This window comes from Campylobacter sp. BCW_6461, assembly GCF_001762735.1.
In the GTDB taxonomy this organism is placed as follows: domain Bacteria; phylum Campylobacterota; class Campylobacteria; order Campylobacterales; family Campylobacteraceae; genus Campylobacter_D; species Campylobacter_D jejuni.
In genome coordinates this window covers 106,540-132,750 of record NZ_MJXJ01000024.1, presented here as the reverse complement: position 1 = coordinate 132,750, position 26,211 = coordinate 106,540, and the positions used below count along the sequence as shown (strand labels likewise).

Here is a 26,211-nt window from a genome sequence, read left to right as displayed (position 1 = left end):
TCCTTACTAACTTTATATTTTTATAGTTTAAATAATGTTAATCGATATAAAATAAAAAAATAATTAAAAATAATACGAAATTTATATAATTTAAAAATTAAAATTTTATACTATGAAGCTTTAAAAAAATATGTTAAAATCCAGATTTTTATCTTTTGCAAGGAAGACAATGAAAGAAATTCTTATCACTAATGACGATGGTTATGAAAGCGAAGGACTTAAAAAACTTATTAAGATGTTAACAAAAGAATTTAAAGCCAAGATCACCATAGTAGCTCCTGCTAGTGAAAAATCAGCTTGTTCGCACTCTATAACCCTAACCAAACCTTTGCGTTTTGTTAAAGTGGGAAAAAGATTTTACAAACTTGATGATGGCACTCCAGCAGATTGTGTTTATCTTGCTTTGCATGCTTTATACAAAAAGCGTTTACCTGATCTTGTAATAAGTGGGATTAATAAAGGTGCTAATGTAGGCGAGGATATTACCTACTCAGGAACTTGCGCAGGAGCTATGGAGGCGGTTTTACAAGGAATTCCTGCTATCGCTCTTTCTCAATTTTATAAAAAAAGCGAAAAAGAACTAGACTATAAAAATGCTTTACAAATTACTAAAAAAATCATTCAAAATATTTTTGATAAAGGTTTTCCTTTGGAAAAAAAAGAATTTTTAAATATCAATTTTCCTGCAAAATCAAAAATCAAAGGCATTAAAATTTGTAAAGCAGGCAAAAGGGTTTATAATTTTGAAGCCCATTCAAATGTCAATCCGAGAGGAGTAGAGTACTATTGGCTTGCAGCGGCGAATTTAGACTTTGAAGATGAGAAAAATAGCGATATTGCCTTACTTAAAAAAGGCTACGCTACAATAACGCCTATAATGCTGGATCTTACAGCTTATGAAAGAATGAAAAAAGTTAAAAAATGGTTAAAGGCAAATGATGAATGATAGATTTACACGTATAAAATGGCTAGTTGGAGAAGAAAAATTTCAAAAAATTTCACAAACAAAAGTTTTGGTTTGCGGACTTGGTGGAGTGGGTGGAATTTGCGTTGATGCGCTTTATCGTAGCGGTTTTCAAAATCTTACTTTAATCGATGCGGATAAATTTGAAATCACCAATCAAAACCGCCAAATTCATAGTGAAAATTTAGGCGAAGAAAAAGCTAAGGTTTTTGCTAGAATTTACAATGCTAAGGGTATAGTAAGTAAAATAGACAATGAATTTTTAGCAAATTTTGATTTAAGTGAATTTGATTTAATCATCGATGCAATTGATGATATCCCTGCAAAAGTAGCACTTGCCAATTTGATCGATTTTAAGCGTCAAATTTTTATCTCTTCTACAGGTGGGGCTAGAAAGCTTGATCCTACGCGTATAAAAACTACAAGTATATTTAAAACCCACGGAGATGCTTTAGCAAAAAAATTTCGTTACGAGCTTAGAAAATCAGGTTTTAAAGGAAATTTTGATGTGGTTTTTTCAGATGAGGAAGCGCATTGTAAAGATCTTGGATCTTTCATGGGTGTGACTGCATCTTTTGGTTTAGCTTTAGCAAGTTTAGCATTAAGAAAAGTTCTTGCTAGATAAGATTGAAATTTAAATATTTATCTTAGATAAATGAATTTATCTAAGATAGAAAAAATTACAAAAATAGTTAGATATTAGAAAATAGCTCCGTGTTTTTCATAATTTGTTATTTTTGTAGCAGTGTTATTTTCATCTACAAAGACAACTTTTGGTTTAAATGTTTTTGCTTCTTCTTCGTTAAAATCAGCATAAGACATAATGATCACTTTATCTCCTACTTCAGCAAGACGAGCCGCAGCGCCATTTAAGCATACAACCCCTTCTTCTTGCGTAGCGATGGTGTAGGTTTCAAATCTAGCGCCATTATTGACATTGACTACTTGAACTTTTTCGTATTCTAAAATTCCACTCGCTTGCAATAATTTTTCATCTATGCTTATGCTTCCTACATAATCAAGCCTAGCTTCTGTTACGTTTGCACGGTGTATTTTTGATTTGAGTAAAGTAATGTTCATTTTAATCCTTGTACTAAAAAATTATCAATGAGTCTTGTTTTTCCAACAAAAGCAGCCACTGCTCCTAAAACATTATCGGCGATATTTTTAATATTTTCCATAGTGTTAAAATCAACTAATTCTATATAATCGATTTTGATTAATTTTTCTTTTTCTAAAATATCTTTCATAGCTTGGATAATTTTGGAAGTATCTTTTTCTCCTTCTTGGACTAATTTTTCAGCTAAAAAAATGCTTTGAGATATAGCTAGTGACGCTTTTCTTTCTTCTTCGCTAAGATATACATTTCTAGAGCTTTTAGCTAAGCCATCTTCTTCTCTAATGATAGGACAAATTTGAATTTTTAAATCAAAATTTAAATCATCAACCATATGTCTAACGACTACGCATTGCTGCGCGTCTTTTTGCCCCATATAGACTATATCAGGGTTTAGGATATTAAAAAATTTAGCCAAAACTGTGCAAACGCCTCTAAAATGCCCCAGTCTTTTAGCTCCACAAAGCTTATCCGTGATCGTGTTCATATCCACATAGGTGCTAAAATTCTTAAGATACATTTGAGCTGCATCGGGGATAAAAACCATATCAACGCCATTATCTTGACACATTTTAATGTCGCGTTCTAAATCTCTTGGATAACTAGAAAAATCTTCGTTAGGGCCAAATTGCATAGGATTTACAAAGATACTTACTATGACTTTATCTTGTGTTTTGGCATTTTTGACTAAACTTAAATGCCCATCGTGTAAAAAGCCCATGGTTGGAACATAGCCTATGCTAAGGTTATGTGATTTCCAATTTTTTACAGTTTGTTTTGCTTCTTTGATAGAAGTAATGACTTCCATATTTGTATCCTTAGTATAATTTATCTAATAATTCATCATCTAAATAATCAAAGCTGTGCTCTTCGGAAGGAAAAATACCGCTTTTAACTTCATCTCTATATTTTTCAACTCCTACTTGAGGGTCAATTTTATCAAAATGCTTTACAAATTTTGCTTTAAAATCTTTATTTAAACCTAAAAGATCATGATAAACTAAAACTTGTCCATCGCAGTATTTACCTGAACCTATGCCGATTGTTGGAATTTCTAAAATAGAGCTTATTTTTTGTGCTAATTTTACAGGTACGCATTCTAAAACCAACATACAAGCACCCGCATCTTGCACAGCTTTTGCATCATCTATGATTTTTTGAGCCGATTGTAAATCTTTACCTTGAACTCTATATCCACCTAGCATATTTACAGCTTGTGGGGTTAGTCCTAGGTGAGCAACGACGGGTATTCCTGATTGGGAAATTAATTTAATCTTGCTTGCGATTTCTATACCCCCTTCCACTTTTACCCCATTTGCATGGCTTTCTTTGATAAATCTTGAGGCATTTAAGATAGCGTCACGATCCGAGCTTTGATAAGACATGAAAGGCATATCCGCAAGTACGAAAGACTTTTTAGCTCCGCGAGAAACAGCTTTGGTAAAGATCAACATTTCATCCATGGTCACACTTAAAGTATCTTGCATGCCAAGCACTGTCATAGCTAATGAATCTCCAACCAATATGATATCTATATCGCAATTATCTAGAATTTTTGCACTATGGTAGTCATAGGCACTTACCATGGTTATTTTTTCATTTTTACCTTTTTTTTCCAAAAAACTAAGAATACTTTTTCTCATTTAAAATACCTCGTTTAGCTATAAAATAATAAGCAAAAAACTAGCATATAATTTTTCATAAATAGTAAATGAATGATAAAGTAAGTTATATTTAATCGATGGATTGCTTTAATGGTTGCAATTTTAGAAAATTTCAGTTCATGTTAAAGGATATTTAAAGAAAATAAAGCTTTAAAAAGTATTTTGTTTAAAATTATTTAAATAGAAAGATATTTTATGAAAAAAATAACTTTATTTTTACTTTTCTTAAATTTAGTGTTTGGGCAAGATAAGATATTAAATAATTGGTTTAAAGAGTATAATGCAAGCGGCACTTTTGTTTTTTATGATGGAAAAACTTGGGCGAGTAACGACTTTTCAAGGGCTATGGAGACTTTCTCTCCCGCTTCCACTTTTAAAATTTTTAATGCTCTAATTGCACTTGATAGTGGTGTGATAAAAACTAAAAAAGAAATTTTTTATCACTATAGAGGTGAAAAAGTATTTTTATCTTCTTGGGCGCAAGATATGAATTTAAGTTCAGCTATAAAATATTCTAATGTTCTTGCTTTTAAAGAAGTGACAAGAAGAATTGGTATCAAAACTATGCAAGAATATTTAAACAAGCTTCATTATGGTAATGCTAAAATTTCCAAGATCGATACTTTTTGGCTTGACAACTCACTAAAAATAAGCGCTAAAGAACAAGCAATTTTGCTTTTTAGACTTTCACAAAATAGCTTACCTTTTTCTCAAGAAGCAATGAATAGTGTTAAGGAAATGATTTATTTAAAAAATATGGAAAATTTAGAGCTTTTTGGAAAAACAGGTTTTAATGATGAGCAAAAAATTGCTTGGATTGTAGGTTTTGTGTATTTAAAAGATGAAAATAAATATAAGGCTTTCGCGCTAAATTTAGATATTGATAAATTTGAAGATTTATATAAAAGAGAAAAAATTTTAGAAAAATATTTAGATGAACTTGTAAAAAAAAGTTAAAAATGATGGCTAGTGAGTATTTCGTAAAATGCAAAAATACTTAATTGTATGATTTGCGTACACTTAAAGTACTCATTAAAAAATTAAATTTTTGCTCTTATTTATCAAGTTTTCCTACGATGATAGGGTTAAAGGCTTTTATGGATAGTAAAAGCGTATCGCCGATTTTTACATTTTTATAAGTTCTTAAAAATTCTTCTTCGCTAAGTGTGATTTTAACGATATCTTGATTTAAAAGTAGGGTAAAAATCATCAAAATATCACTTTTTTTAATCTCAAGCAAAGTTGCACTTAAACGCAGTTTCGCACTTAAATTTGATGAGGTAAAAAATTCATTTGTTCTTGCATCTTTGATGATTTTTCCATCACTAAGCTCTAAAATTCTATGACTTAATTTGTAAATTTCAGCCAAATCGTGACTTACCAATAAAGTAGTGATTTTAAAATGTTGTAAAATTTTCACAAGCTCATCTTGCAAAAAAGATCGCATTTTAAAGTCTAATGCACTCAAAGGCTCATCTAAAAGTAAAATTTGCGGTTCTCTCGCTAAAGCCCTTGCTAAAGCCACTCTTTGTGCTTGTCCACCGCTTAAATTTTTGGGATAAATTTTGGCTAAATTTTCTAAATTCATTAAGCTTAAAAGCTCTTCTACTTTTTGTTTTGAAGTCGCAGCGTAAGAAATGTTTTCTTTTACGCTCATATTTGGAAAAAGAGCATAATCTTGAAAAACAAAGCCGATTTTTCTTTTTTGTATGGCTAAATTGATATTTTTTTGGGTATCAAGCCAAAGCTCATCTCCTACTTCTATGCGCCCAAATTCAGGTTTTATAAGTCCTGCAATGATTTTAAGTAGAGTCGTTTTTCCCGCACCGCTTTCTCCAAAAATAGCAGTGATTTCATTTGCTTTTAGGCAAGTGTTTAATTCTAGTTGCTTCTTGCCTTTTGCTGTGTTAATGGGAAGTTTTATATCGATTTTTATCATAAAATTGGCCTATAGAGCGATTTTTTTGTTCACAAAATAAAGACTTAAGAGTATGGCAAAAGAAATCGCAAATAAAGTAAAAGCGTATTGATGTGCTAAGGTATAGTTTAAAACTTCAAGCTCATCATAAATAGCAATACTTGCGACCAAAGTTTCACCTTTTTTGTGTCCACCTATCATCATCACCACTCCAAATTCACCAATGGTGTGTGCAAAACTCATCGCGCAAGCACTAAAAATCCCTACTTTAGAATTGGGTAAAATCACTCTAAAAAGTGTATAAATTTTACCCTTTCCTAGAGCATAAGAAGCATCAAGTAGGTTTTGATTGATTGATGAAAAAGCACTTTGTAAAGGATTTACCATAAAGGGCAGAGAAAAAATCAAAGAAGCAAATATTAAACCTTCAAAGCTAAAAACCAAAGAAAGGTTAAAATATTCTTTTAAAAATTGTCCTAAAAAGCTGTTTTGTGAAAAGCTTATGAGTAAATAAAATCCCAAAACACTTGGAGGCAAAACCAAGGGCAAAGCTACAAAGGTTTGCACCAAGCTTTTAAAAGGAAATTTCACAAAGCTTAAAAGATAGGCTAAAAATACTCCGATGAAAAAGAGTATAAAGGTAGTGATAAATGCAAGTTTAAAGGTAAGATAAAGGGTTTGTAAAAAATCATTATCCATAAATAGCCTTTAAAATGATATCGTTTTCCTTGACAAAGCAAAGCCATTCTTGTCCTTCTTCGAGCTTAAGCTCTAAGGCTTTTTCTTTAGCGATAATGCTAGAAATTTCATCACCCTCAAAATCAAAAAAGATATGATATAGAATTTTGCCCTTTTTAATACTTTTAATCCTTGCTAGAAATGAATTTTCCACACTTAAAATAGAATGAGGCAAGGCAAAGCCAAGTTCGTGTTCTTTAAAAAGCACTTGAATTTTTGTACCTATTTTAAGATCTTGCAAAGAATGAAGATCAAGCATTAAAACTTTAAAAATATGCTCTTTAATACTGATCTTAACGATGACAATCTCACCCTCATTTAAAAGCTCTATAATCTTGCCATTTAAGATATTCAAGGTGTGTCAAATCCGTATTTTTTAAAGATTTCTTTTGCTTTTTGTGAGCTGATAAAATCGCTAAATTCAAAGGCTAATTTTTTATCTTTAGCGTATCTTGTGATGACATAGCTTTGTTTTAAAGGGGTGAAGTATTTTTGATCGATTAAAATAGCTTTGCCCTTAGGATGATTGATAGAAGATACTAAAGAATAAGCCACAATACCCAAATCCGCATTATTGCTATCGACATGTAAAACGGGCACGGAGATATTTTCACCTAAAACAATTTTATCTTCAAAGAGTTTGTCTAATTTTAAATTTTCAAGTGCTTCTTTAGCAGCTACTCCATAAGGAGCAACTTTTGGATTTGCAAGGCTTAGGTGATGAATTTTATTTGCTTTATCTTTTAGCTTTTCTATCCCACCTTCAAGTAAGCTTTCATCTAAGCTATATAAGGCTAAGATACCTAAAACATAAACTTTTGGTTTATCTAAAGCGTTTTGATCCTCATAAATTGCTTGCGCGTATTTTGTATCGGCTGAAAAAAATAGATCAAATTCTCTCCCTTGTTTCAAAAGTTGATAATACTTTCCCGAAGCACCAAAAACAAGATCTATATTGTCATTAGGGTGTGATTTTAAAAATTCATTTTTGACTTCTTCCATAGCTTTTGAAGCTGAAGAAGCTACGAAAACACTTAAATTTTGTGCATTTAAATTTAAAGATAAAAACAACACTATAAAAATTAACACAAGCTTTTTCACTGCACTTTCCTTTGTAGATAATCTTGATTTTTTGTATTATAACATAAGAAATTTTATTTTGTATCTTTTTTGCATAAAATAAAAATAGGATGATAAGTGAGTTTATTTTGGAATTTTTCTTCAAATTCTTTTAAGAATTGCTTGTTTAAGCGATAAAATCCCAAAGAATTTACCCCGCTTAATTTCAAATGCTTAAAAACCTCTAAAGCGTTTTGAAATTCCAAATTTACAATTTCTTCAGTGATTTTAATATCAGAAAAATAGGGTTTAAAAATTTGTTCAAGTTCTTTTGTGCTAAAATATTTTAAACCCAAGCCTGTGCTTTGTTTGATCTCTTTTAAATTCATTTTTCCAAAAGTAGAAAGAAGTAAAATTCCTTTTTCATTTAACATATTTGCTAGTGTGGGCAAAACCTGCTTTAAATCAAGCCATTGCAAACTCGCATTAGAAGTGATAAGATCAAATTTTTGCTTGCTTAAAATCTGTGTAGCTAGGGTATTCATATCAAAAATTTCCACATTAAGATTGTCAGGATAATCCAAAATATCATTTTTTAGATATTCATCAAAAGTGATAATTTTTGAAAGTTTGTCGCTAAATTCGCCCCTACCACAACCAAATTCAAACATTTTTTTAAAATGCGAAATTTCTAAATTTTTTAAAATTTCACAAAGTTTTAAACCCATTAAATCTTGCACTTTTGCGTGTTTTTGATAATCTTTTGCTTTTAAAAAATTCAAATTTCATCCCAAGTTTTAAAATGAAAAAAAGCAAAATGTGGCTCATTTAGGAAAATAAGCTTTGAAAAAGTGTTTTTTAAAGCATTTTGAGGAAAAATTTCATCATTATTGCTTGAGTAAATTTTGTCCCAAATAAAGTTTTCATTACACTCTTTTGAGGTAAATTCGAAAAGTTTTTCAAGCTCGGTTTTTAAATCTTTTTCATCTTTAAAAATAAAGTTTTTTGCTTCATTTTTGCGCTCTTTAAATAAAGATTTTTTAAAAGCCGTGAGATCAAATTTTTTAATTTGCTTAGCAAAAATTGCAGGATGAATTCCTTTTAATTTATCTATGCCAAAAGGAGTGCCATTGATAGCTATTTTTTGCGAAAACTCTATATCTTTTAAAACTCTACTTGCTACGCAAACTCCCATAGAAAAAGCTATGAGAGTGATTTTAGAAAAAGACTTTAAATCAAATTTAAAGTCTAAATTTTCATAATCATAAACCAAAACTACATTTTTATCGCTTTTTAAATGTGCAAAATGGCTAGGATGTGAAGCAAAACCGCCAAATACTAAGATAAGTTCTTGTGAGTTTTCATTTTGAATTAAATTGCTTATTTTCATAAAAGTTCTATCACTTTCTTTAAATCTTCTTTACTAAGTCCTGCATGCAAAGAAAAACGAATTCTAGCTGTATTTTTAGGCACCGTAGGTTCTTTTATAGCGGGTGCAAAAATGCCATTTGTTTCAAGTTTTTTTGCTAATTCTATAGTCTTTTGATTTTCTCCCAAAACCAAGGAGATGATGTAAGCATCGCCTAAAATTTGATGATTTTTTTCTATGAGTTGATTTTTAAAAAAGTTGCCTATGATTTGTAATTTTTCTCTTTTTTCTTTTAGCTCGCTCATTTTTTCAAAAATAAATTTTGTCCAAGCTATATTGATAGGAGGCAGCGCTGTAGAATAAATAAAAGCTCTAGCTTTGTTGATAAAAAAGCTTTTATAAAGATTATTACAAATCATGCAAGCACCCATAGAAGCAAGAGCCTTGCCAAAGGTAAAAACTATAAAATCAACCTTTTCTTCCAAATTTAAAGCTTTAACAAGTCCCAAGCCCTCCTCATCAAAGCAACCCACGCTGTGCGCTTCATCGATATAAAGTTTGATTTTAGGGTATTTTTCTTTAAAGGCGATGAGTGTATTAAAATCAGAAAAATCACCATCCATGCTAAATAATGCTTCGCTTAAAATGATGATATTTTCATAATGATCATAATGTTTTTGAATTAAATTTTCTAAATGATTCATATCGTTATGATGAAAGCGAAAAAATTTTGCTCCGCCAAGTTTTAGTCCATCAATCATACTTGCATGGATGAATTTATCTACTAAAAAAAGTGTATTTGGAATGCTCACAAGTGCAGCTATACAAGAGATATTAAGATGATAACCGCTGTTAAAATGTAAGATTTCTTTTTCTTTAAATTTGGATTTTAAAAAGCTTTCTAATTCCTCATAAATTGTAAAATTTCCACTCAAGCTCCTTGAACTTGAGCTTGAAAAAAATAAGTCTTGTTCTTTGACATTATCTAAAAATTCATCTTTTAAAGATTTGCAAGAGCTTAAATTTAAATAATCATTCCCCGCTAAATTTAAAAGCTTTTTACCCTCTTTAAAAACAAAATTTCCTTCATGTTTGAGGCTTGTAAGTTTTCTAAGATTGTGATTTTTTTCAAGGGCTTCTAAGATATTTTCAAGGCTCATTTTTTTCCTAAAATTCAGAAATTTAAAGTATTATTTTGCCAAAATATATTTAAAAAAGAAGTTATAATGCAAAATGAAATTTTAAAAAAACTCGATTTAGAGCATATTTGGCACCCTTGTACGCAAATGAAAGATCATGAAAATTTGCCACTCATTCCTATAAAAAGAGCTAAAGGAGTGTGGCTTTATGATTTTGATGATAAGGCTTATATGGACTGTGTGAGCTCGTGGTGGGTAAATCTTTTTGGGCATTGTAATGAAAAAATCGCAAATGCCATTAAAAAACAAGTTGATGAGCTAGAGCATGTGATTTTAGCAGGTTTTACACATGAGCCCATCATCAAGCTTTCTGCAAGACTTTGCGAAAAAGTAGGCAGGAATTTTAACAAATGTTTTTACGCAGATAATGGTTCAAGTGCCATTGAAGTAGCACTTAAGATGAGCTTTCATTATCATTTAAATAAGGGAGTGAAAAAAAGTAAATTTTTATCTTTAAGTAATTCTTATCATGGTGAAACCTTAGGAGCCTTAAGTGTAGGAGATGTAGCACTTTATAAAGATACTTATAAGCCTTTACTTTTAGAGTGTTTAAGCACGCCTGTGCCACAAGGCAAAGACTACACTCAAGAGCTTGAAATTTTAAAAGATATTTTAGAAAAAAATGCAAGTGAAATTTGCGCTTTTATACTTGAACCTTTGGTGCAATGTGCGGGAAATATGCATATGTATGAAGCAGGGTTCATTGATGAGGCCATAAAGCTTTGCCATAAATTTGGAGTGCAAGTGATTTTTGATGAAATTGCAGTGGGCTTTGGACGCACAGGAACTTTGTTTGCCTTACATCAATGCAAACAAAGCCCCGATTTTATCTGCCTTTCAAAAGGGATAACGGGTGGATTTATGCCACTTTCTGTAGTGCTTACAAGAGATGAAATTTATAATGCTTTTTATGATACTTATGAAAGCCAAAAGGCTTTTTTACATTCTCATAGCTATACGGGAAATACCTTAGCTTGCGCGGCAGCAAATGCGGTTTTAGATATCTTTGAGGATGAAAATATTTTAGTAAAAAATCAAATTTTAAGCGAGTTTATCAAAAAAGAATTTTCAAGACTTGAAAAATTTGACTTTTTGGGTAATTTTAGAACTTGCGGGATGATCAGTGCTTTTGATATTTTAAGCACCAAGTATAAACGCGTAGGACTTTTTGTATTTCAAAAAGCCTTAGAAAAAGGTTTGCTTTTAAGACCTTTAGCAAATACGATTTATTTTATGCCTCCTTACATCATCACAAAAGAACAAATCGTTTATGTACTAGAGAGTTTAGAGCAGATTTTTAAGGAATTTTAAGTTGTAAAATTTCTTGCATTTGCTCTTTAAAATCTTTATTTAAAATGCTATTTTCATCAAAAAAATCAAGATTGATTATAGGAATTTTTGCATAATTTTTTATAAAATCATCTTGTAAGATATCTTTTTTACCCATCATTACAAGGGCTAAAAGGTTGATATTTCTTTGCTTTAAAGCTTCAATGCTAAGCAAGATATGATTAATGCTTCCAAGATAGTATTTTGCTACCAAAATCGTAGGGTGTTTGAAAATATTCACAAAATCAATCATAGTGTAATTTTCATCCATAGGAGAAAAAAGCCCACCCGCAAGCTCAATAAGTAGGTTTTTGCTTTTTGGTAAAATGATATCTAAGGCTTTATAATCAAGCTTTTCTTTGATTTTTCCAAGATGAGGAGAAGCTGGAGTTTGCAAAAAAATACCTTCTTTAAAAATCTTTGTTTTTGGGCTAAATTTTGCAATAAACTCGCTATCTGTTGGAGTTCCTGCTTGAATGAGTTTAAAATAATCATAGTTAAAATTCGCACAAAAAGCTGCACTAAAATGTGTTTTTCCTACATCAGTATGTATTCCACTCACATAAATTTGCACAAAAAATCCTTAAGAAAGAAATTTTAAACCTACTGTACAAGCAATAATCACAGTGATTAAAAAAAGTTTTAAAAAACTTTTACTTTCTTTATAAAAAAGCACTCCTATCATTACCCCACCAGCGGTTCCAGCTCCTGTCCATATAGCATAAGCAACGCTCATAGCGATATTTTGCATACTTAAGCTTAAAAAAGTAAAAGAAAATCCAAAACACACTATCAAAGCTAAAAAGTAAAGCTTGTTTTTAGTGTTTACAAGTTCTTTCATGATCACCACACCAAAAATTTCACAAGCAGTAGCTAAAAACAAATAAAACCATTCCATAACTAAGCTTCCTTGCTTACCCATTTAAGGGCTATAATGCTTAAAAGTAAAATCGCTATAAGCACAAGTTTAATTATAGAAACAGCCTCATTAAAAATAAACATTTCATTTAAAACCACTCCTATAGTGCCAATGCCTACAAAAACACTATAAGTAATGCTTACTTCAAGTCTTTCACAAGCTTTTAAAAAACAAGTAAAAGAAATACAAACCCCAATGGCTGTTAAAATATAGTGCCAAATTTCTGTAGAATACTTAAGTCCACTTACCCAAAAACATTCTATAATCCCGCCTAAGATTATTAAAAACCAAGCTATATTGATATTGAATTTTTCATTCACATGAAGCCTTAAATTAACATAATTTATAAAACAAATTATATCTTAAAGAAATTAAAAGAAGCTATAAATTTACTTTTCCATAAGCCAAAATTAGATATAATCAAAGCTCATTTTTTAAGAAAGGACAAAAGATGTTAGAAGGTATCGTTAGAGAGAGTATCGGTAGAAAAGCTGCTAAAGCTTTAAAAAGAGATGGTTATCTAATCGCAAACATCTATGGAAAAGGATTAGAAAACATCAATGCCGCTTTTAAAGTAAATGAGTTTATTAAGGAAGTTCGTAAAAAAACTACTTTAATTTTTGATGTAAAAGTAGGTTCTCAAACTTTAAGCGTTGTAGTTGTGGATTATCAAAAAGATCCTGTAACTGCAGAACTTAAACATGTGGATTTAAAAGTTGCACAAAAAGGTGTGATTTCTAAATACATGGTTCCAGTTAAAATCACAGGAACAGCTATAGGTCTTAAAAATAAAGGTGTTTTAATCCAATCAAAAAGAAGATTAAAAGTAAAATGTGCAGCTGAAAATTTACCAAATTTTTTCGAACTTGATGTAAGTAAACTTGATGTGGGTGATGCTTTACTTGTTCGTGATATTGTAGTTCCTGCGGGAGTAACTATGATTGATGCTGATAGAGTAGCGGTTGTAGGTGTAGAAAAAGCTAGATGATTTTAGTCGTAGGGCTTGGCAATATAGGCGTAGAGTATGAAAATACCCGCCATAATGTCGGTTTTATGCTAATTGACTTGCTTTTAAAAGAAAGCAATTTTACAAATCTTACAAACTCTAAATTTAAAGGAGAACTTTTTAAAATAGGTTCTTCTTTACTTCTTCTTAAACCTAGTACTTATATGAATAATTCAGGACTTAGTGTAAAAGCAGTGAATGATTTTTATAAATGCGAAAGAATGATAGTTATCCATGATGATATAGATATAAATTTAGGAGCCTTGCGTTTTAAAAAAGGCGGTTCAAGTGGTGGACATAATGGGCTTAAAAGCATAGATACTTTATGTGGAAATGATTATGAAAGAGTGCGTATAGGAGTGGGAAAGGGTGAAAATGTGATTTCCCATGTTTTAGGTAAATTTAAACCCGAAGAAGAAATAACCTTAAGCAAAGTTTTAGAGCATACAAAAAAAGCTTTGCTTGAGCTTATTGAAAATGATGATTTGTCTGCTATATCATCTAAATACAGCCTAAAGGCTTAAGATGTGGATATTTTTTCGTTTTATTTCAGGGATTTATTTAAAAAATTTTTTTATTATATTTTTTTCTTTGCTTGGTTTTTATTGCGGTATTGATTTGCTCTTAAATTTTAAAGATCTACCAAAAGCCGCAAATCTTGATTTGCTTTATGTTATGTTTTTATCTTTCTCGGCAGTGCCTTATGTATTACCCATTTCTTTGATTTTTGCTTTGGTAGTTTCTTTGATTTCTATGATCAGAGTAAATGAATTTGTAAGTCTTTATGCATTAGGACTGAGCAGAAATTATGTTATTTTATTTCCTTTTTTATGGGCTTTATTTTTTTGTTGTATTTATATAGGATTGAATTTTACTTCTTTTGCTTATGCAAATGATTATAAGAGAAATATTTTAAAAAATGGTACTATTATGAATCAAAGTGGAGAAGTGTTTTTGAAATTTAACAATAATTTTGTTTATATTTCAAAGATAAACAATGGACAAAATAGTGCTCAAAATATAAAAATTTTTAATATCAATGATTTAAATTTAAGCTCTTTTGTAAGTGCTAAAAACGCCTATTTTGAAGGTGAAAGTTGGATTTTGCGAGATGGTAATATTACATTATTACCTAAAAATTATGAACTTGCTAATGATGGTTTAAAGATACAAGATTTCTCCGAGCTTAAATCACTTGAGGGTTTTAAACCAAAGATTATAGAAGGGGTTGCTAGTAATAGTGATTATTCAATATCTGACGCACTTGAAAGTTTTGAGCTTTTTAAGGCGCAAAATGTCAATACAGATGCTCTTAAAATCAATCTTTATAAATTTGTTTTTACTCCTTTTTTTGCACCATTTTTAATGCTTATTATGTATTATTTTTTTCCTGTAATAGCAAGATTTTTTAATCTTGCTTTTGTAACTTTTATAGCTTTTGTAGTGACTTTGATGATTTGGGGAGTCTTGTTTTTGCTTACTAGATTAAGCGAAAATAGTGTGATTGCAAGTGAAATTGGCATTGTAGTGCCTATTATAATTTTGGGTTGTTTAAGTGCTTATATGTATTATAAGCATCGATAAATTAAGCTTTGTGTAGTAAAATTATAAAAATTAAAGGTTAAATATGGATTATAAACAATTAAAGCAAGAATTTAATACTCCTTTTTATATTTACAATTTTGATTTCATAAAAGAGCGTTTTTTAAATCTCAAAGAGGCTTTTAAGGCAAGAAAATCTCAAATTTTTTACGCTGTAAAAGCCAATTCAAATTTAAGTTTGTTGCAAATGCTTGCAAATTTAGATAGTGGATTTGATTGTGTAAGTATAGGCGAGGTAAAGCGTGCCTTAAAAGCAGGAGCAAAAGCTTATAAGATTATTTTTAGTGGAGTAGGAAAAACCAAAGAAGAGTTAAGACAAGCTTTAGAATATGATATTTTATATATTAACCTTGAAAGCGAAGCTGAAATGATGCTTTTAGAAAGTGTGGCTAAAGAACTTAATCTAAAGGCAAGAATCAGTATTCGTGTTAATCCAAATGTTGATGCAAAAACTCATCCTTATATTTCTACAGGATTAAATGAAAATAAATTTGGTGTTGAAATTGACATAGCAAGAAAAATGTATCTTTATGCAAAAAATTCATCTTTTTTAGAGCCCGTTGGAGTGCATTTTCATATAGGTTCGCAACTTTTAGATATTTCTCCTATTCATGAAGCAGCAGCCATTGTTGCAAAACTTGCAAGAGAGTTAAAAGCCTTGCAAATTGATCTTAAATTTTTTGATATAGGCGGTGGCTTGGGTGTGGCTTATGAAAAAGATGAGTGCGAACCTGATCTTTATAATTATGCACAAGGTATATTAGCACAACTTCATGGGCTTGATTTAACCATAGGAATGGAGCCTGGAAGGTATTTAGTTGCTAAAAGTGGAGAATTTGTTTGTTCAGTACTTTATGAAAAACAAAATAAAACCAAGCGTTTTGTTGTAGTAGATGGAGCGATGAATGATCTTATACGCCCAAGTTTATACGAGGCTTATCATGAAATAATCTTACCTTATACTCAAGCCCAAGAGAGTTTATGTGATGTTGTAGGTGGAATTTGTGAGAGTGGAGACTTTTTTGCTAAAGCAAGGTCTTTACCTAGCACTCAAAGTGGTGATATAATGGTTATTAAAAATACTGGAGCTTATGGTTTTAGCATGAGTAGTAACTACAATACTCGTAATAAAGTTTGCGAATTAGCCCTTGAAGAAGGACAGGTAAGATTGATCCGTCAAAGAGAAAATTTTGAAAATCAAATCGCTTTAGAAGAGAAATTTTTAAAGGCTTAAAATGTTTTTTTTAGATGTTCAAGGGACTTTAATTTCTGATCATGATAAGAGTTTAATCCATGGCGCTAAAGAATTGATCGATTTTTTAAATGCAAAAAATCTTCCTTATGTTATCATTACTAACAATACAAAAAAACTTGATTTTTTAGAAAAATTACAGCAAAAAGGATTGGCTATAAAAGAAAATGCTTATATTGATCCTTTTAGCGTTTTAAAACACCTTTTAAAACCTTGTAAAGTTGCGGCTTTTGGTGCAGATGAGTTTGTAAAAAGTCTTGAAAATCTTGGTTTTGAACTCGATTTTGTAAATCCTAGTGCTGTGCTTGTAGCTAGTTATGATGATTTTAAATTTGTAGATTTTGCTAGTATGATAGAATTGGCTAGAAGAGAAGTTAGGTTTATAGCTATGCACGAAACTAGCATTTATAAAAAAGATGGTAGGCCTTATCCTGGTGTAGGTAGCATTATGGCTATGCTTAAAAATGCTATTGATTTTGAATACGAGGTTGTGGGTAAGCCTAGCATTGCTTTTTATAAAGAAGCTTTAAATTTGATAAGAAAACAAAATTCAAAAATCGATTTTGAAGATATTAAAATCATTAGTGATGATTTTAGAGGAGACTTGCTTAAGGCAAAAGAACTTGGCATGAAAACCTTGCTGGTTTTAAGCGGAAAGATAAGCGACACAAAAGGGCTTGATACGGATTTGCTTGATGGAGTTTATCCTAGTGTTTTTGAGTTTTTAAAGGAGCTAAAATGCCAAATTTAGAAGAATTTAGAAATAAAATCGATGCGGTTGATGATAAAATTTTAGAACTTTTAAATGAAAGAATGACTTATGTTAAAAGTATAGGCGAGCTTAAACAAAGTAGTGGGGGAGCTATTTATCGTCCTGAGCGTGAAAGAGCCATTATCAATCGTTTAAAAAATGCAAATTTAGGACTTTTAGATCAAAATGCCATAGAGGCAATTTATCAAGAAATTTTTGCAGTTTCAAGAAATTTAGAAATGCCTCAAACTATAGCTTATTTAGGGCCTGAGGGAACTTATACTCATCAAGCAGCAAGAAGTCGTTTTGGTGCGATGAGTCGTTATATAGCCTTGGCTAATATCGAAGATGTTTTTAAAGAGTTAAGCAACAAAGAAGCAAAATACGGTGTTGTGCCTATAGAAAATAATACCGAAGGTGCAGTAGGTATTACTTTAGATTGTCTAGGTAAGTATAATGAGCTTAAAATTTTTGGTGAAATTTATATGGATATTCATCATTCTTTTGTGGGAATTAATGAAAATTTAAAAGAAATCAAACGCATTTATTCGCATCCGCAAGGTTATAATCAATGTCGTAAATTTTTAGAAAGTCATGAACTTAGCGCTATAGAATTTGTTCCTTCAAAATCTACGGCTAATGCGGCTTATTTAGCTTCGCAAGATAAATATGCGGCAGCAATTTGCTCTAAAATAGCGGCTAAGCTTTATAATGTGCCTGTGCTTTTTGATAAAATAGAAGATAATGCAGCCAATAAAACAAGATTTTTAATTTTAAGCGATATTAAAAATCCTAAAATGCCAAATTGTAAAACTTCTATTTTAGCACACACAGCACATAAACCTGGTGGGCTTAGCTTTTTATTAGAGCAGTTTAAAAAAGAAAATATCAATCTTACTAAGCTTGAATCTCGTCCTGTAAAATCAAAAGAATTTTTACACAGTTTTTACATAGATTTTGAAGGGCATATTGATGATGAAAATGTAAAAAAAGCTTTAAAAGATATACAAGAGATTGTTTGGCTTGGATCTTATTTATCAGGAGAAAAAGATGAAATTTAATGAATTTTTAAATCATTTAAGCAATTATGAACCCGGAAAAGATATAGAAGTTATTGCCAAAGAATATGGCGTTAAAGAAGTGATAAAATTAGCAAGTAATGAAAATCCTTTTGGTACGCCACCAAAAGCCATAGAATGCTTAAGACAAAATGCAAACAAAGCTCATCTTTACCCTGATGATAGTATGATAGAACTTAAAAGCACATTGGCTCAAAAATACAAAGTTCAAAATGAAAATATCATCATCGGTGCAGGTAGTGATCAAGTGATTGAATTTGCTATACATGCTAAGTTAAATTCTAAAAATGCTTTTTTACAAGCTGGAGTTACCTTTGCTATGTATGAAATTTATGCCAAACAATGCGGTGCAAAGTGTTATAAAACTCAAAGCATTACTCATGATTTAAATGAGTTTAAAAAGCTTTATGAAGCACACAAAGATGAAATTAAACTCATTTTCTTATGCTTGCCAAATAATCCTTTAGGCGAGTGTTTGGATGCAAGTGAAGTGACCAAGTTTATTAAAGGTGTGGATGAGGATTGTTTAGTTGTGATTGATGCAGCTTATAATGAATTTGCAAGTTTTAAAGATAGCAAAAAACATTTAGAACCTTGTGAATTGATTAAAGAATTTGACAATGTACTTTATTTGGGAACTTTTTCTAAACTTTATGGATTAGGAGGCTTACGCATTGGTTATGGTATAGCTAATGCTAATATTATTAGTGCATTTTACAAGCTTCGTGCTCCTTTTAATGTGAGCAATCTTGCTTTAAAAGCAGCAGTTGCAGCAATAAATGATGATGAATTTGCTAAAAAAACTTTAGAGAATAATTTTTCTCAAATGGAGCTTTATAAAGAATTTGCTAAAAAACATAATATCAAAATCATTGATAGTTATACAAATTTCATCACTTATTTTTTTAATGAAAAAAATAGTACAGATTTGTCTGAAAAATTGCTTAAAAAGGGTATAATAATAAGAAATTTAAAAAGCTATGGTTTAAATGCTATACGCATTACTATAGGAACATCTTATGAAAATGAAAAATTTTTTACAGAATTTGATAAGATTTTAAGATAGATAAATCAAATAAAAATATGTAAAATTCGCTAAACTAAGGGATGAGAATTAATGGATTTTAAAAATATGCTTCATCAAATTGGGCAACTTTATCAAAATTTAACTCGCAAGCAGCGTATAGTGATTGCTGCATCTATTGTAGTAGTGGTTGGGTTTTTGGTTTTTTTAGCTTTATTTCGTGGAAGTGGTAGTAATGCAAATAATGGATATGCAGTTTTAGTTGAAAATGTAAGCCCAAGTTCTTCTGCTGCAATTGTAGCTAAACTTGAACAAAATAATATTCCCTATAAATTAGAAAGTGAAAATAAAATTTTAGTTCCACAAGATCAGGTTTATCGTCAAAGAATGTTTATTGCAAGCGAAGGTCTTATAAAAGATAGTCGCGTGGGTTTTGAAGCTTTTGATACTCAAGCTTTTGGAGCTACAAATGAAGAGCAAAAGGTAAAATACCAAAGAGCCATAGAAGGTGAACTTGCAAGAACTATTGAGACTTTAGAACCTATTCGTAGTGCTGTTGTACATATAGCATTTCCTAAAGATAGTGTTTTTACCGAAAGGCAAATTCCGCCTACAGCTTCAGTTGTTGTTAATGTTCGCGAAGGCTTAAAGCTTACTAGAAAACAAATTGATGGTATAAAAAATATTGTTTCAGCGGCAGTTCCAAAACTTACTAAAGAAAATGTTAAGATTAGTGATCAAAGTGGTGTGCCTTTAGATGAGCAAGAAGCATATGAAGATGACTTGGTTCGTGCGCAAATTAAATTTAAAAGTGATCAAGAAAAAGCTTTAGAAGATAAGATTATAGAAAATTTAGCTCCTTTTGCAGGTGGCATGGATAAAGTAAAAGTGAGTGTAAATATAGATTTTGATTTTTCCAAGCAAGAATCTCAAAGTGAAATTTATGATCCAAATCCTATAGTGCGTAGTGAGCAAACTTTAAACGAGGAAAGAACAGGTAGAAAAGATCCAGAAATTCAGGGTGTTCCAGGTGCTGTTTCTAATATAGGTCCTGTTGAAGGACTTGACAATAAAGGTCAAATTGACACTTATAAAAAAAATCAAGTTACTACAAACAATGAACTTTCTAAAACTATCACAAATACAAAAAAACAATTTGCAACAGTTTTACGCACTTCAGCAGCTGTCACTATAGATGGAAAATATCAAGATGTGGTTGATGAAAATGGGGATGTGAAAAGCGAATATGTTCCATTGACTAAAGAAGAGCTTGCAAGTGTTGAGAGTATAGTTAAAAATACTATTAATTTTAGCGCTACTAGAGGTGATAGTGTTGTAGTGCAAAATTTACCATTTCATCGTGAGTCGATTAGAGTTGAGAGTAAAGTTAAAACTTTTTACAATCGTTTTGTTGAGCCATTTATTCCACCAGTTAAGTATTTTATTGCAGCGATTTTACTTTTTATTTTTTACAAAAAAGTCATTGCTCCATTTACTCAAAAAATGCTTGAAGATGTCGCAGCGCAAGAAGAAATGCAGCAAGGTCCAAATGCTGTTTTAGATGATGCTGAAGATGCTTTGGAGAAATTTAATGCAGCAAGGAAAAAAGTTGAAGAACAACTTGGTTTTGGGGATAATTTTAATGAAGATTCTATTCAATATGAGGTTTTACTTGAAAAATTGCGTGGTTTAGTAAGTGATAAAGGCGAGGAAATTGCAGCACTTTTACAAAACTTAATTCAAAATGATAGTGAATTTGGCGAAAAGGATATGTGATGATAAAGCTAAGTGAAGAACAAAAAATGGTCTATGATGATTTATCGATGCCTGAGAAGGTAGCGATATTTCTTATACAACTTGGCGAAGATGCAACAACTTCTGTGTTTTCACATATGGAAATTGATGTAATTACAGAAATTTCACGTTATATTGCTATGGCTAAAAATGTTGATAGATCCGTAGCTACTGCGGTTTTAGAAGAATTTTACACTCTGCTTCAATCAAATCAATATATTAAAAGTGGTGGTTTGGAATATGCTAAAGAAATACTTTTTCGTACTTTTGGGCCAGAGATTGCAAATAAAATTCTTGAAAAACTCACTAAAAGTATGGAGAATAATCAAAATTTTGCTTATTTGGCGCAAATTAAACCACAGCAACTTGCAGACTTTATTACCAAAGAGCACCCACAAACCATCGCTCTTATTTTGGCACACATGGATTCTATTCATGCGGCAGAAACTTTAGAGTATTTTAGTGATGAATTAAGGGCTGAGGTGGTTATAAGAATGGCAAATCTTGGCGATATTTCTCCAAGTATTATTAAAAGAGTTTCTGCAGTGTTAGAAAGCAAGCTTGAAAGTCTTACCTCTTATAAGGTTGAAGTGGGCGGCCCAAGAGCGGTAGCAGAAGTGCTTAATCGTTTGGGTCAAAAAGCAAGCAAATCAACCATTACTTATATTGAACAAAGTGATGAACGCTTAGCAGAGACTATTAAAGAGCTTATGTTTACTTTCGATGATATACAAAAACTTAGCACTCAAGCTATAAGAGAAATTTTAAAAGTAGCCGATAAGCGTGATTTAATGATAGGTTTAAAAGGTGCAAGTGAAGAGTTAAAGCAAAAATTCTTAGCCAATATGTCTACGCGTGCAAGCGAAGCTTTTCTTGAAGAAATGGGTTTTTTGGGTGCTGTGCGTGTTAAAGATGTTGAAGATGCACAAAGAAAGGTTGTTGAAGTGGTGCAAAAACTTGCAGAACAAGGTCTTGTTCAAACAGGCGATGCGGATGAAATGATAGAGTAGGTGAGAGATGGTTAATCGTAGCAATGTAATTTCTGGTGGGGCTTCTGATCAGCATGTTGTTGAAGGATATCGTTTTAAAGTTATTTCAGAATTTGATAATCATACAGGTGAAAAAAAACATACTCAAACTCCAGATGAAGAAAATGCTAATATATCTTTAAATGACGAAAAACCAGTCGAAGAAAATCAAGTCATTGCCTCTACGCAAGCTGTTATGGAAACTCAAATTCCAACATTTCAACCAAGCTTTGTTGAAGATTTGCTTAAAAAAACAGATGAAATGTCAAGCAATATTATTAAACTTCAAATGCAAATAGAAAGCCAAGAGAATGAATTTAATAACCGCTTAAATTCAGAACTTGAAAATGCTAAAGAAAAATTTGCCAAAGAAGGTTATGAGAAAGCAAAAGAAGAATTTCAAAAAGAATTGAGTGATTTTAAAGATAAGTATTTAAAAAGTATAGCCAAACTCGATAATGCTTGCGAAAATCTTGAAAATTTCATAGAAAAAAATGAGAAAGAATTAGCAGATACTGCTATAGATATCGCTAAAGAAGTAATCTTAAAAGAACTTGAACTAAATTCAAGTAAGATAGCTTATGCTTTGGCTAAAGATTTAATCGGCGAGCTTAAGGGTGCTAGTGTAATTGAGCTTAAGGTTAATGCAGAGGATTATGAGTATTTAAAAGAGCAATTTGATCAGAATGCTCACATTAAAATAAGTCTTGATGATGCAATTAGCAAAGGAAGTGTTGTTATTATAAGTGACGCAGGTAATATAGAATCCAATCTTAACTCTCGTCTAGCTAAAATTAAAAAAATGGTGAATAATGAGTAAAAAATTTGTCCATACTCAAGAAGAGTTAGAAAAGCTAAGTTTAAAAGAATTAGAAAATTTAGCAGCATCTATGCGTGAAAAAATCATACAAGTTGTGAGTAAAAATGGTGGGCATTTAAGTTCAAATTTGGGTGCTGTAGAACTTAGTATAGCAATGCATTTGGTTTTTGATGCAAAAAAAGATCCTTTTATTTTTGATGTGTCGCATCAGTCTTATACACACAAGCTTTTAAGCGGAAAAGAAGAAATATTTGATACTTTAAGACAAATCAATGGTTTAAGTGGTTATACAAAACCTAGCGAGGGAGATTATTTTGTAGCAGGGCATTCTAGCACCTCTATTTCTTTGGCAGTAGGTGCTTGTAAGGCCATTGCTTTAAAAGGTGAAAAGCGTATTCCTGTTGCTTTGATTGGAGATGGTGCTTTAAGTGCGGGTATGGCCTATGAGGCTTTAAATGAATTGGGTGATTCTAAATTTCCTTGCGTAATACTTTTAAATGATAATGAAATGAGTATTTCAAAACCAATTGGAGCAATTTCAAAGTATCTTTCTCAGGCTATGGCAACGCAGTTTTATCAAAGTTTTAAAAAGCGTATTGCTAAAATGTTGGATATATTGCCTGATAGTGCTACTTATATGGCCAAGCGTTTTGAAGAGAGTTTTAAACTTATTACTCCTGGACTTTTGTTTGAAGAATTAGGGCTTGAATATATAGGGCCTATTGATGGACATAATTTAGGTGAAATTATTTCTGCATTAAAACAAGCAAAAGCTATGCAAAAGCCTTGTGTGATACATGCTCAAACCATAAAGGGTAAAGGCTATGTTTTAGCCGAAGGAAAACATGCTAAATGGCACGGGGTGGGAGCTTTTGATATAGATAGTGGAGAGAGTGTTAAAAAAAGTGATACTAAAAAATCTGCTACTGAAATTTTTTCTAAGAATTTGCTTGATTTAGCCTCAAAATATGAAAATATTGTTGGGGTTACGGCAGCTATGCCAAGTGGAACAGGTCTTGATAAGCTTATAGAAAAATATCCAAATCGTTTTTGGGATGTGGCTATTGCAGAACAGCATGCAGTAACTTCTATGGCCGCTATGGCAAAAGAAGGATTTAAACCTTTTATTGCAATATATAGCACTTTTTTGCAGCGTGCTTATGATCAAGTGATCCATGATTGTGCGATTATGAATTTAAATGTGGTTTTTGCTATGGATAGGGCAGGGATAGTAGGCGAAGATGGGGAGACGCATCAAGGTGTTTTTGATCTTAGTTTTTTAGCTCCTTTGCCAAATTTCACTCTTTTAGCCCCAAGAGATGAACAAATGATGCAAAATATAATGGAGTATGCTTATTTACATCAAGGACCTATTGCTTTTCGTTATCCTAGAGGGAGTTTTATTTTGGATAAAGAATTTAATCCTTGTGAGATAAAACTTGGTAAGGCGCAATGGCTTGTAAAAAATAGTAGTGAAATTGCTTTTTTAGGTTATGGACAAGGTGTGGCAAAAGCGTGGCAAGTCTTAAGAGCCTTGCAAGAAATGAATAATAATGCTAATTTGATTGATTTAATTTTTGCTAAACCTTTAGATGAAGAGCTTTTGTGTGAGCTTGCTAAAAAAAGTAAAATTTGGTTTATTTTTAGTGAAAATGTTAAAATTGGCGGTATAGAAAGTTTAATTAATAATTTTTTACAAAAATATGATTTGTATGTAAAAGTTGTTAGCTTTGAATATGAAGACAAATTTATTGAACATGGAAAAACAAGTGAGGTGGAAAAAAATCTAGAAAAAGATGTCAATAGCTTGTTGACGAAAGTTTTAAAATTTTATCATTAAATAATAAAAAATATTATTTAATATAAACTTCTTTTAATAAAAATTTTATTATTATTTTTACTTAAAAAAGTAAGGAATAAATAAAATGGAATTACTACAAATGCTTAAAAAACATGAGTTAAAAGCTACTCCGCAAAGACTATGTGTTTTAAAAATTTTAAAAAGACATGAGCATCCTAATATTGATGAATTATATACAGAAATTAAAAAAGAATACCCTTCAATCTCTTTAGCGACGGTTTATAAAAATCTTAATACTTTACAAGAACAAGGTTTAGTTGTTGAAATCAATGTTTTAAATCAAAAAACTTGTTACGATATCTATGAAGAAGAACATATTCATGTTGTTTGCACCAAATGTGGTGGTATAGAGGATTTAAGTTTTAAAGATGCTAAGCTTTATGAATATCAAGAGCATTTAGAAAAAAAGATAGGCAATCTCGTCAATCATCTGTCTGTTTGTGCTTATGTTGATAGTTGCAAAAAGTGTCATTAAGCAAAATAAGGTTAAAATAACCCATATATTTTAAGGGTTATTTTAATGATTTATGAAATTCAAAAAAACTTTTTACTATCTGATTGCACTCTTTTAGAGAATTTAAAAAAAGATAATATACCTTTTCGAAATTCTAAATTTGAAACTTTTTATACTCAAATAACTTCAAATCATAGTGTTAAATTTCAAAGTTTTTGCAATGAATTTTATAAAATTACAAAATTTAATAATTCAATTTTAGAACAGAATCAAGAAGAGAAAATTTCTAAAAAAAAATTTGAAAAAGCTCGAAAAAAGATTATAGGAAAGAGTATTAAAAAAGAACGCTTCGAATTTAAATTTTGCTCTTTAAAAAGTTATATTGATATTTATGAAGAGCCTAAAATTTGTATTTTAAAAATATTTTTTCCAACTTTGGATAGTTCCAATGAATTTAAAATTCCTAAAGATTTTAAAATTCAAAAAGAATTACATCATGATTTAAATTCTAAACATATCGTTTTATATGGTTTTGAATATCAAAATTTTGATATAGAGAAATGTTTTAAAATTATAGAAAAAAATCAGAATTTTAGCTTGGATTTTCCAAATTATATTAATGCTTATGATGGATTTAGAATTTTTTTATTTTATTTATTTAAAAAATTAAAATTTTATTGGACTTTATCTTTAGAGAGAAAAGATAAGCAAAGTTTATGCGAATTTTTATTTTATTCAAGAAGCTTGTATATAGTTTTATCAAGTATGAATACTATTTTAGATAAAAATTTGAGTAATATTTTGGCTTTAAAGTTTAAAGATATAACGAAAAAAACTCAAGATATTTTAGCAAGTGAAAATTCAAATCAAGATTTATTGCTATTTTTAAGCGATGAAAAAATCCAAGATTTGTTTAATGATTTTGATTTTTTCATAAAGGAAAATTCTTTTTATGAAGGTGATTGCAAAGATAGGTTTTTTAAACAACTTGTTGCGTTAGAACTTAGAAAAAAAATTATTTTATTTAGAAAAAATATACTAAAAAATTTTGATTTAGAGCTTTTTGAAAATAGTTTTTTTGAATTGGCAATATTTTTAGAATATTTTTATCGTTTTTTAGAGATAAAAAATTTAAACAAACTTTATGAAAAATATTGCAAAGATAGGGATAAAAATATTTTTTCGAAAATAATCAATAATAAAAATAAATTTTGCAAATTGCTTAAAAAATCAAGTAAAAATTTGAAAATTTACAAAGGATAAA

Annotated in this window: 29 protein-coding genes and 1 pseudogene; 17 read left to right on the top strand and 13 right to left on the bottom strand. The window is 30.5% G+C overall.

Going from position 1 to position 26,211, the window contains the following annotated elements:
* Positions 1-169 precede the first annotated feature (169 nt).
* Positions 170-946 (top strand): 5'/3'-nucleotidase SurE, encoded by a 777-nt coding sequence (gene surE, locus AJ882_RS07620; RefSeq protein ID WP_002854555.1) that lies wholly within the window; start codon positions 170-172, stop codon positions 944-946.
* Positions 936-1,589, top strand: coding sequence for a ThiF family adenylyltransferase (locus tag AJ882_RS07615; RefSeq protein ID WP_074482889.1), 654 nt, complete (start codon positions 936-938; stop codon positions 1,587-1,589). The genes surE and AJ882_RS07615 overlap by 11 nt, the downstream gene beginning before the upstream one ends.
* A 74-nt stretch (positions 1,590-1,663) precedes the next feature.
* Here the strand turns inward: AJ882_RS07615 and panD are convergent, their stop codons facing one another.
* From panD to panB, 3 genes are read right to left on the bottom strand one after another with little or no spacing between them, the layout of a single operon-like run.
* Positions 1,664-2,044 carry an aspartate 1-decarboxylase gene (panD, locus tag AJ882_RS07610; protein WP_002854245.1) on the bottom strand — a complete coding sequence of 127 codons (381 nt, stop codon included), beginning with the start codon at positions 2,042-2,044 and terminating at the stop codon, positions 1,664-1,666.
* Positions 2,041-2,889, bottom strand: a complete 849-nt coding sequence (gene panC, locus AJ882_RS07605) for a pantoate--beta-alanine ligase (RefSeq protein ID WP_002912443.1) — start codon at positions 2,887-2,889, stop codon at positions 2,041-2,043. Before panC ends, panD begins: the two co-directional genes overlap by 4 nt.
* A gap of 10 nt (positions 2,890-2,899) precedes the next feature.
* A complete protein-coding gene (gene panB / locus AJ882_RS07600; protein ID WP_002854572.1) occupies positions 2,900-3,724 on the bottom strand; it encodes a 3-methyl-2-oxobutanoate hydroxymethyltransferase in 825 nt (274 codons plus the stop codon).
* A 216-nt stretch (positions 3,725-3,940) separates the two neighbouring features.
* Between panB and blaOXA the strand changes: the two are divergent.
* Positions 3,941-4,715: pseudogene (gene blaOXA / locus AJ882_RS07595) on the top strand (OXA-61 family class D beta-lactamase).
* A gap of 84 nt (positions 4,716-4,799) precedes the next feature.
* Here blaOXA and AJ882_RS07590 read toward each other — a convergent pair.
* From AJ882_RS07590 to AJ882_RS07560, 7 genes are read right to left on the bottom strand one after another with little or no spacing between them, the layout of a single operon-like run.
* The gene (locus AJ882_RS07590; protein WP_002867742.1) at positions 4,800-5,684 is read right to left on the bottom strand and encodes a sulfate/molybdate ABC transporter ATP-binding protein; all 885 of its coding nucleotides are present in this window, start codon (positions 5,682-5,684) and stop codon (positions 4,800-4,802) included.
* Between the two features lie 9 nt (positions 5,685-5,693).
* Positions 5,694-6,362 carry a molybdate ABC transporter permease subunit gene (gene modB, locus AJ882_RS07585; RefSeq protein ID WP_002787995.1) on the bottom strand — a complete coding sequence of 223 codons (669 nt, stop codon included), beginning with the start codon at positions 6,360-6,362 and terminating at the stop codon, positions 5,694-5,696.
* A complete protein-coding gene (locus AJ882_RS07580; protein WP_002787993.1) occupies positions 6,355-6,756 on the bottom strand; it encodes a molybdopterin-binding protein in 402 nt (133 codons plus the stop codon). Before AJ882_RS07580 ends, modB begins: the two co-directional genes overlap by 8 nt.
* Positions 6,753-7,502, bottom strand: a complete 750-nt coding sequence (modA, locus tag AJ882_RS07575; RefSeq protein ID WP_002867743.1) for a molybdate ABC transporter substrate-binding protein — start codon at positions 7,500-7,502, stop codon at positions 6,753-6,755. Before modA ends, AJ882_RS07580 begins: the two co-directional genes overlap by 4 nt.
* Positions 7,503-7,555: 53 nt before the next feature.
* Positions 7,556-8,242: a malonyl-ACP O-methyltransferase BioC gene (bioC, locus tag AJ882_RS07570; RefSeq protein ID WP_002912438.1), complete on the bottom strand. Its 687-nt coding sequence runs from the start codon at positions 8,240-8,242 to the stop codon at positions 7,556-7,558.
* Positions 8,239-8,850, bottom strand: a complete 612-nt coding sequence (locus AJ882_RS07565) for a pimeloyl-ACP methyl esterase BioG family protein (protein ID WP_002912436.1) — start codon at positions 8,848-8,850, stop codon at positions 8,239-8,241. Before AJ882_RS07565 ends, bioC begins: the two co-directional genes overlap by 4 nt.
* Positions 8,847-9,989, bottom strand: a complete 1,143-nt coding sequence (locus AJ882_RS07560) for an aminotransferase class I/II-fold pyridoxal phosphate-dependent enzyme (RefSeq protein WP_002854666.1) — start codon at positions 9,987-9,989, stop codon at positions 8,847-8,849. The genes AJ882_RS07565 and AJ882_RS07560 overlap by 4 nt, the downstream gene beginning before the upstream one ends.
* A 66-nt stretch (positions 9,990-10,055) precedes the next feature.
* Between AJ882_RS07560 and AJ882_RS07555 the strand changes: the two genes are divergently transcribed.
* Positions 10,056-11,339: an adenosylmethionine--8-amino-7-oxononanoate transaminase gene (locus AJ882_RS07555; RefSeq protein WP_002860315.1), complete on the top strand. Its 1,284-nt coding sequence runs from the start codon at positions 10,056-10,058 to the stop codon at positions 11,337-11,339.
* Here the strand turns inward: AJ882_RS07555 and AJ882_RS07550 are convergent.
* Genes AJ882_RS07550 through AJ882_RS07540 form a run of 3 tightly spaced genes read right to left on the bottom strand, consistent with a single transcriptional unit; the run spans position 11,326 to position 12,596 of the window.
* On the bottom strand, positions 11,326-11,931 hold the full coding sequence (locus tag AJ882_RS07550) for a dethiobiotin synthase (RefSeq protein WP_002816248.1): 606 nt from the start codon (positions 11,929-11,931) through the stop codon (positions 11,326-11,328). The two genes, AJ882_RS07555 and AJ882_RS07550, sit on opposite strands and share 14 nt — an antisense overlap.
* A 9-nt stretch (positions 11,932-11,940) precedes the next feature.
* Positions 11,941-12,255 (bottom strand): DMT family transporter, encoded by a 315-nt coding sequence (locus AJ882_RS07545; protein WP_011049655.1) that lies wholly within the window; start codon positions 12,253-12,255, stop codon positions 11,941-11,943.
* A 2-nt stretch (positions 12,256-12,257) separates the two neighbouring features.
* A complete protein-coding gene (locus AJ882_RS07540) occupies positions 12,258-12,596 on the bottom strand; it encodes a DMT family transporter (RefSeq protein ID WP_002810730.1) in 339 nt (112 codons plus the stop codon).
* A gap of 131 nt (positions 12,597-12,727) precedes the next feature.
* Here AJ882_RS07540 and AJ882_RS07535 point away from each other — a divergent pair, with 131 nt between their 5' ends.
* From AJ882_RS07535 to AJ882_RS07475, 13 genes are all read left to right on the top strand, one after another.
* Positions 12,728-13,264 (top strand): 50S ribosomal protein L25/general stress protein Ctc, encoded by a 537-nt coding sequence (locus tag AJ882_RS07535; protein ID WP_002791314.1) that lies wholly within the window; start codon positions 12,728-12,730, stop codon positions 13,262-13,264.
* Positions 13,261-13,806: an aminoacyl-tRNA hydrolase gene (pth, locus tag AJ882_RS07530; RefSeq protein WP_002854409.1), complete on the top strand. Its 546-nt coding sequence runs from the start codon at positions 13,261-13,263 to the stop codon at positions 13,804-13,806. Before AJ882_RS07535 ends, pth begins: the two co-directional genes overlap by 4 nt.
* A gap of 1 nt (position 13,807) precedes the next feature.
* Positions 13,808-14,866 (top strand): LptF/LptG family permease, encoded by a 1,059-nt coding sequence (locus AJ882_RS07525; RefSeq protein WP_070279718.1) that lies wholly within the window; start codon positions 13,808-13,810, stop codon positions 14,864-14,866.
* A gap of 43 nt (positions 14,867-14,909) precedes the next feature.
* The gene (gene lysA, locus AJ882_RS07520; RefSeq protein WP_002867747.1) at positions 14,910-16,118 is read left to right on the top strand and encodes a diaminopimelate decarboxylase; all 1,209 of its coding nucleotides are present in this window, start codon (positions 14,910-14,912) and stop codon (positions 16,116-16,118) included.
* Position 16,119: 1 nt separating this feature from the next.
* Positions 16,120-16,887 carry an HAD-IIA family hydrolase gene (locus AJ882_RS07515; RefSeq protein ID WP_002867748.1) on the top strand — a complete coding sequence of 256 codons (768 nt, stop codon included), beginning with the start codon at positions 16,120-16,122 and terminating at the stop codon, positions 16,885-16,887.
* Positions 16,875-17,948 (top strand): prephenate dehydratase, encoded by a 1,074-nt coding sequence (gene pheA, locus AJ882_RS07510; protein WP_002867749.1) that lies wholly within the window; start codon positions 16,875-16,877, stop codon positions 17,946-17,948. The genes AJ882_RS07515 and pheA overlap by 13 nt, the downstream gene beginning before the upstream one ends.
* Positions 17,938-19,032, top strand: coding sequence for a histidinol-phosphate transaminase (gene hisC, locus AJ882_RS07505; protein WP_002867750.1), 1,095 nt, complete (start codon positions 17,938-17,940; stop codon positions 19,030-19,032). Before pheA ends, hisC begins: the two co-directional genes overlap by 11 nt.
* 51 nt (positions 19,033-19,083) lie before the next feature.
* On the top strand, positions 19,084-20,766 hold the full coding sequence (fliF, locus tag AJ882_RS07500) for a flagellar basal-body MS-ring/collar protein FliF (RefSeq protein ID WP_002857356.1): 1,683 nt from the start codon (positions 19,084-19,086) through the stop codon (positions 20,764-20,766).
* The gene (gene fliG / locus AJ882_RS07495; RefSeq protein WP_002854670.1) at positions 20,766-21,794 is read left to right on the top strand and encodes a flagellar motor switch protein FliG; all 1,029 of its coding nucleotides are present in this window, start codon (positions 20,766-20,768) and stop codon (positions 21,792-21,794) included. The genes fliF and fliG overlap by 1 nt, the downstream gene beginning before the upstream one ends.
* Before the next feature lie 7 nt (positions 21,795-21,801).
* The gene (gene fliH, locus AJ882_RS07490; RefSeq protein ID WP_011049658.1) at positions 21,802-22,632 is read left to right on the top strand and encodes a flagellar assembly protein FliH; all 831 of its coding nucleotides are present in this window, start codon (positions 21,802-21,804) and stop codon (positions 22,630-22,632) included.
* Positions 22,625-24,472: a 1-deoxy-D-xylulose-5-phosphate synthase gene (gene dxs / locus AJ882_RS07485; RefSeq protein WP_070279716.1), complete on the top strand. Its 1,848-nt coding sequence runs from the start codon at positions 22,625-22,627 to the stop codon at positions 24,470-24,472. Before fliH ends, dxs begins: the two co-directional genes overlap by 8 nt.
* Before the next feature lie 85 nt (positions 24,473-24,557).
* Positions 24,558-24,968: a peroxide-responsive transcriptional repressor PerR gene (gene perR, locus AJ882_RS07480; RefSeq protein WP_002876900.1), complete on the top strand. Its 411-nt coding sequence runs from the start codon at positions 24,558-24,560 to the stop codon at positions 24,966-24,968.
* Positions 24,969-25,013: 45 nt separating this feature from the next.
* Positions 25,014-26,210: a hypothetical protein gene (locus AJ882_RS07475; protein ID WP_011049660.1), complete on the top strand. Its 1,197-nt coding sequence runs from the start codon at positions 25,014-25,016 to the stop codon at positions 26,208-26,210.
* The last annotated feature ends 1 nt before the right edge of the window (position 26,211 follow it).

What these genes read in the sequence shown, in the direction of transcription:
- AJ882_RS07565 (WP_002912436.1), bottom strand. Translation starts at nt 8,850, where the DNA reads ATGAAAATAAGCAATTTAATTCAAAATGAAAACTCACAAGAACTTATC.
- fliF (WP_002857356.1), top strand. Translation starts at nt 19,084, where the DNA reads ATGGATTTTAAAAATATGCTTCATCAAATTGGGCAACTTTATCAAAAT.
- fliH (WP_011049658.1), top strand. Translation starts at nt 21,802, where the DNA reads ATGGTTAATCGTAGCAATGTAATTTCTGGTGGGGCTTCTGATCAGCAT.
- AJ882_RS07515 (WP_002867748.1), top strand. Translation starts at nt 16,120, where the DNA reads ATGTTTTTTTTAGATGTTCAAGGGACTTTAATTTCTGATCATGATAAG.
- panD (WP_002854245.1), bottom strand. Translation starts at nt 2,044, where the DNA reads ATGAACATTACTTTACTCAAATCAAAAATACACCGTGCAAACGTAACA.
- lysA (WP_002867747.1), top strand. Translation starts at nt 14,910, where the DNA reads ATGGATTATAAACAATTAAAGCAAGAATTTAATACTCCTTTTTATATT.
- AJ882_RS07560 (WP_002854666.1), bottom strand. Translation starts at nt 9,989, where the DNA reads ATGAGCCTTGAAAATATCTTAGAAGCCCTTGAAAAAAATCACAATCTT.
- modB (WP_002787995.1), bottom strand. Translation starts at nt 6,362, where the DNA reads ATGGATAATGATTTTTTACAAACCCTTTATCTTACCTTTAAACTTGCA.
- panB (WP_002854572.1), bottom strand. Translation starts at nt 3,724, where the DNA reads ATGAGAAAAAGTATTCTTAGTTTTTTGGAAAAAAAAGGTAAAAATGAA.
- perR (WP_002876900.1), top strand. Translation starts at nt 24,558, where the DNA reads ATGGAATTACTACAAATGCTTAAAAAACATGAGTTAAAAGCTACTCCG.
- AJ882_RS07555 (WP_002860315.1), top strand. Translation starts at nt 10,056, where the DNA reads ATGCAAAATGAAATTTTAAAAAAACTCGATTTAGAGCATATTTGGCAC.
- AJ882_RS07590 (WP_002867742.1), bottom strand. Translation starts at nt 5,684, where the DNA reads ATGATAAAAATCGATATAAAACTTCCCATTAACACAGCAAAAGGCAAG.
- pth (WP_002854409.1), top strand. Translation starts at nt 13,261, where the DNA reads ATGATTTTAGTCGTAGGGCTTGGCAATATAGGCGTAGAGTATGAAAAT.
- AJ882_RS07545 (WP_011049655.1), bottom strand. Translation starts at nt 12,255, where the DNA reads ATGGAATGGTTTTATTTGTTTTTAGCTACTGCTTGTGAAATTTTTGGT.
- panC (WP_002912443.1), bottom strand. Translation starts at nt 2,889, where the DNA reads ATGGAAGTCATTACTTCTATCAAAGAAGCAAAACAAACTGTAAAAAAT.
- surE (WP_002854555.1), top strand. Translation starts at nt 170, where the DNA reads ATGAAAGAAATTCTTATCACTAATGACGATGGTTATGAAAGCGAAGGA.
- fliG (WP_002854670.1), top strand. Translation starts at nt 20,766, where the DNA reads ATGATAAAGCTAAGTGAAGAACAAAAAATGGTCTATGATGATTTATCG.
- pheA (WP_002867749.1), top strand. Translation starts at nt 16,875, where the DNA reads ATGCCAAATTTAGAAGAATTTAGAAATAAAATCGATGCGGTTGATGAT.
- AJ882_RS07535 (WP_002791314.1), top strand. Translation starts at nt 12,728, where the DNA reads ATGTTAGAAGGTATCGTTAGAGAGAGTATCGGTAGAAAAGCTGCTAAA.
- dxs (WP_070279716.1), top strand. Translation starts at nt 22,625, where the DNA reads ATGAGTAAAAAATTTGTCCATACTCAAGAAGAGTTAGAAAAGCTAAGT.
- AJ882_RS07475 (WP_011049660.1), top strand. Translation starts at nt 25,014, where the DNA reads ATGATTTATGAAATTCAAAAAAACTTTTTACTATCTGATTGCACTCTT.
- AJ882_RS07615 (WP_074482889.1), top strand. Translation starts at nt 936, where the DNA reads ATGATGAATGATAGATTTACACGTATAAAATGGCTAGTTGGAGAAGAA.
- AJ882_RS07525 (WP_070279718.1), top strand. Translation starts at nt 13,808, where the DNA reads ATGTGGATATTTTTTCGTTTTATTTCAGGGATTTATTTAAAAAATTTT.
- hisC (WP_002867750.1), top strand. Translation starts at nt 17,938, where the DNA reads ATGAAATTTAATGAATTTTTAAATCATTTAAGCAATTATGAACCCGGA.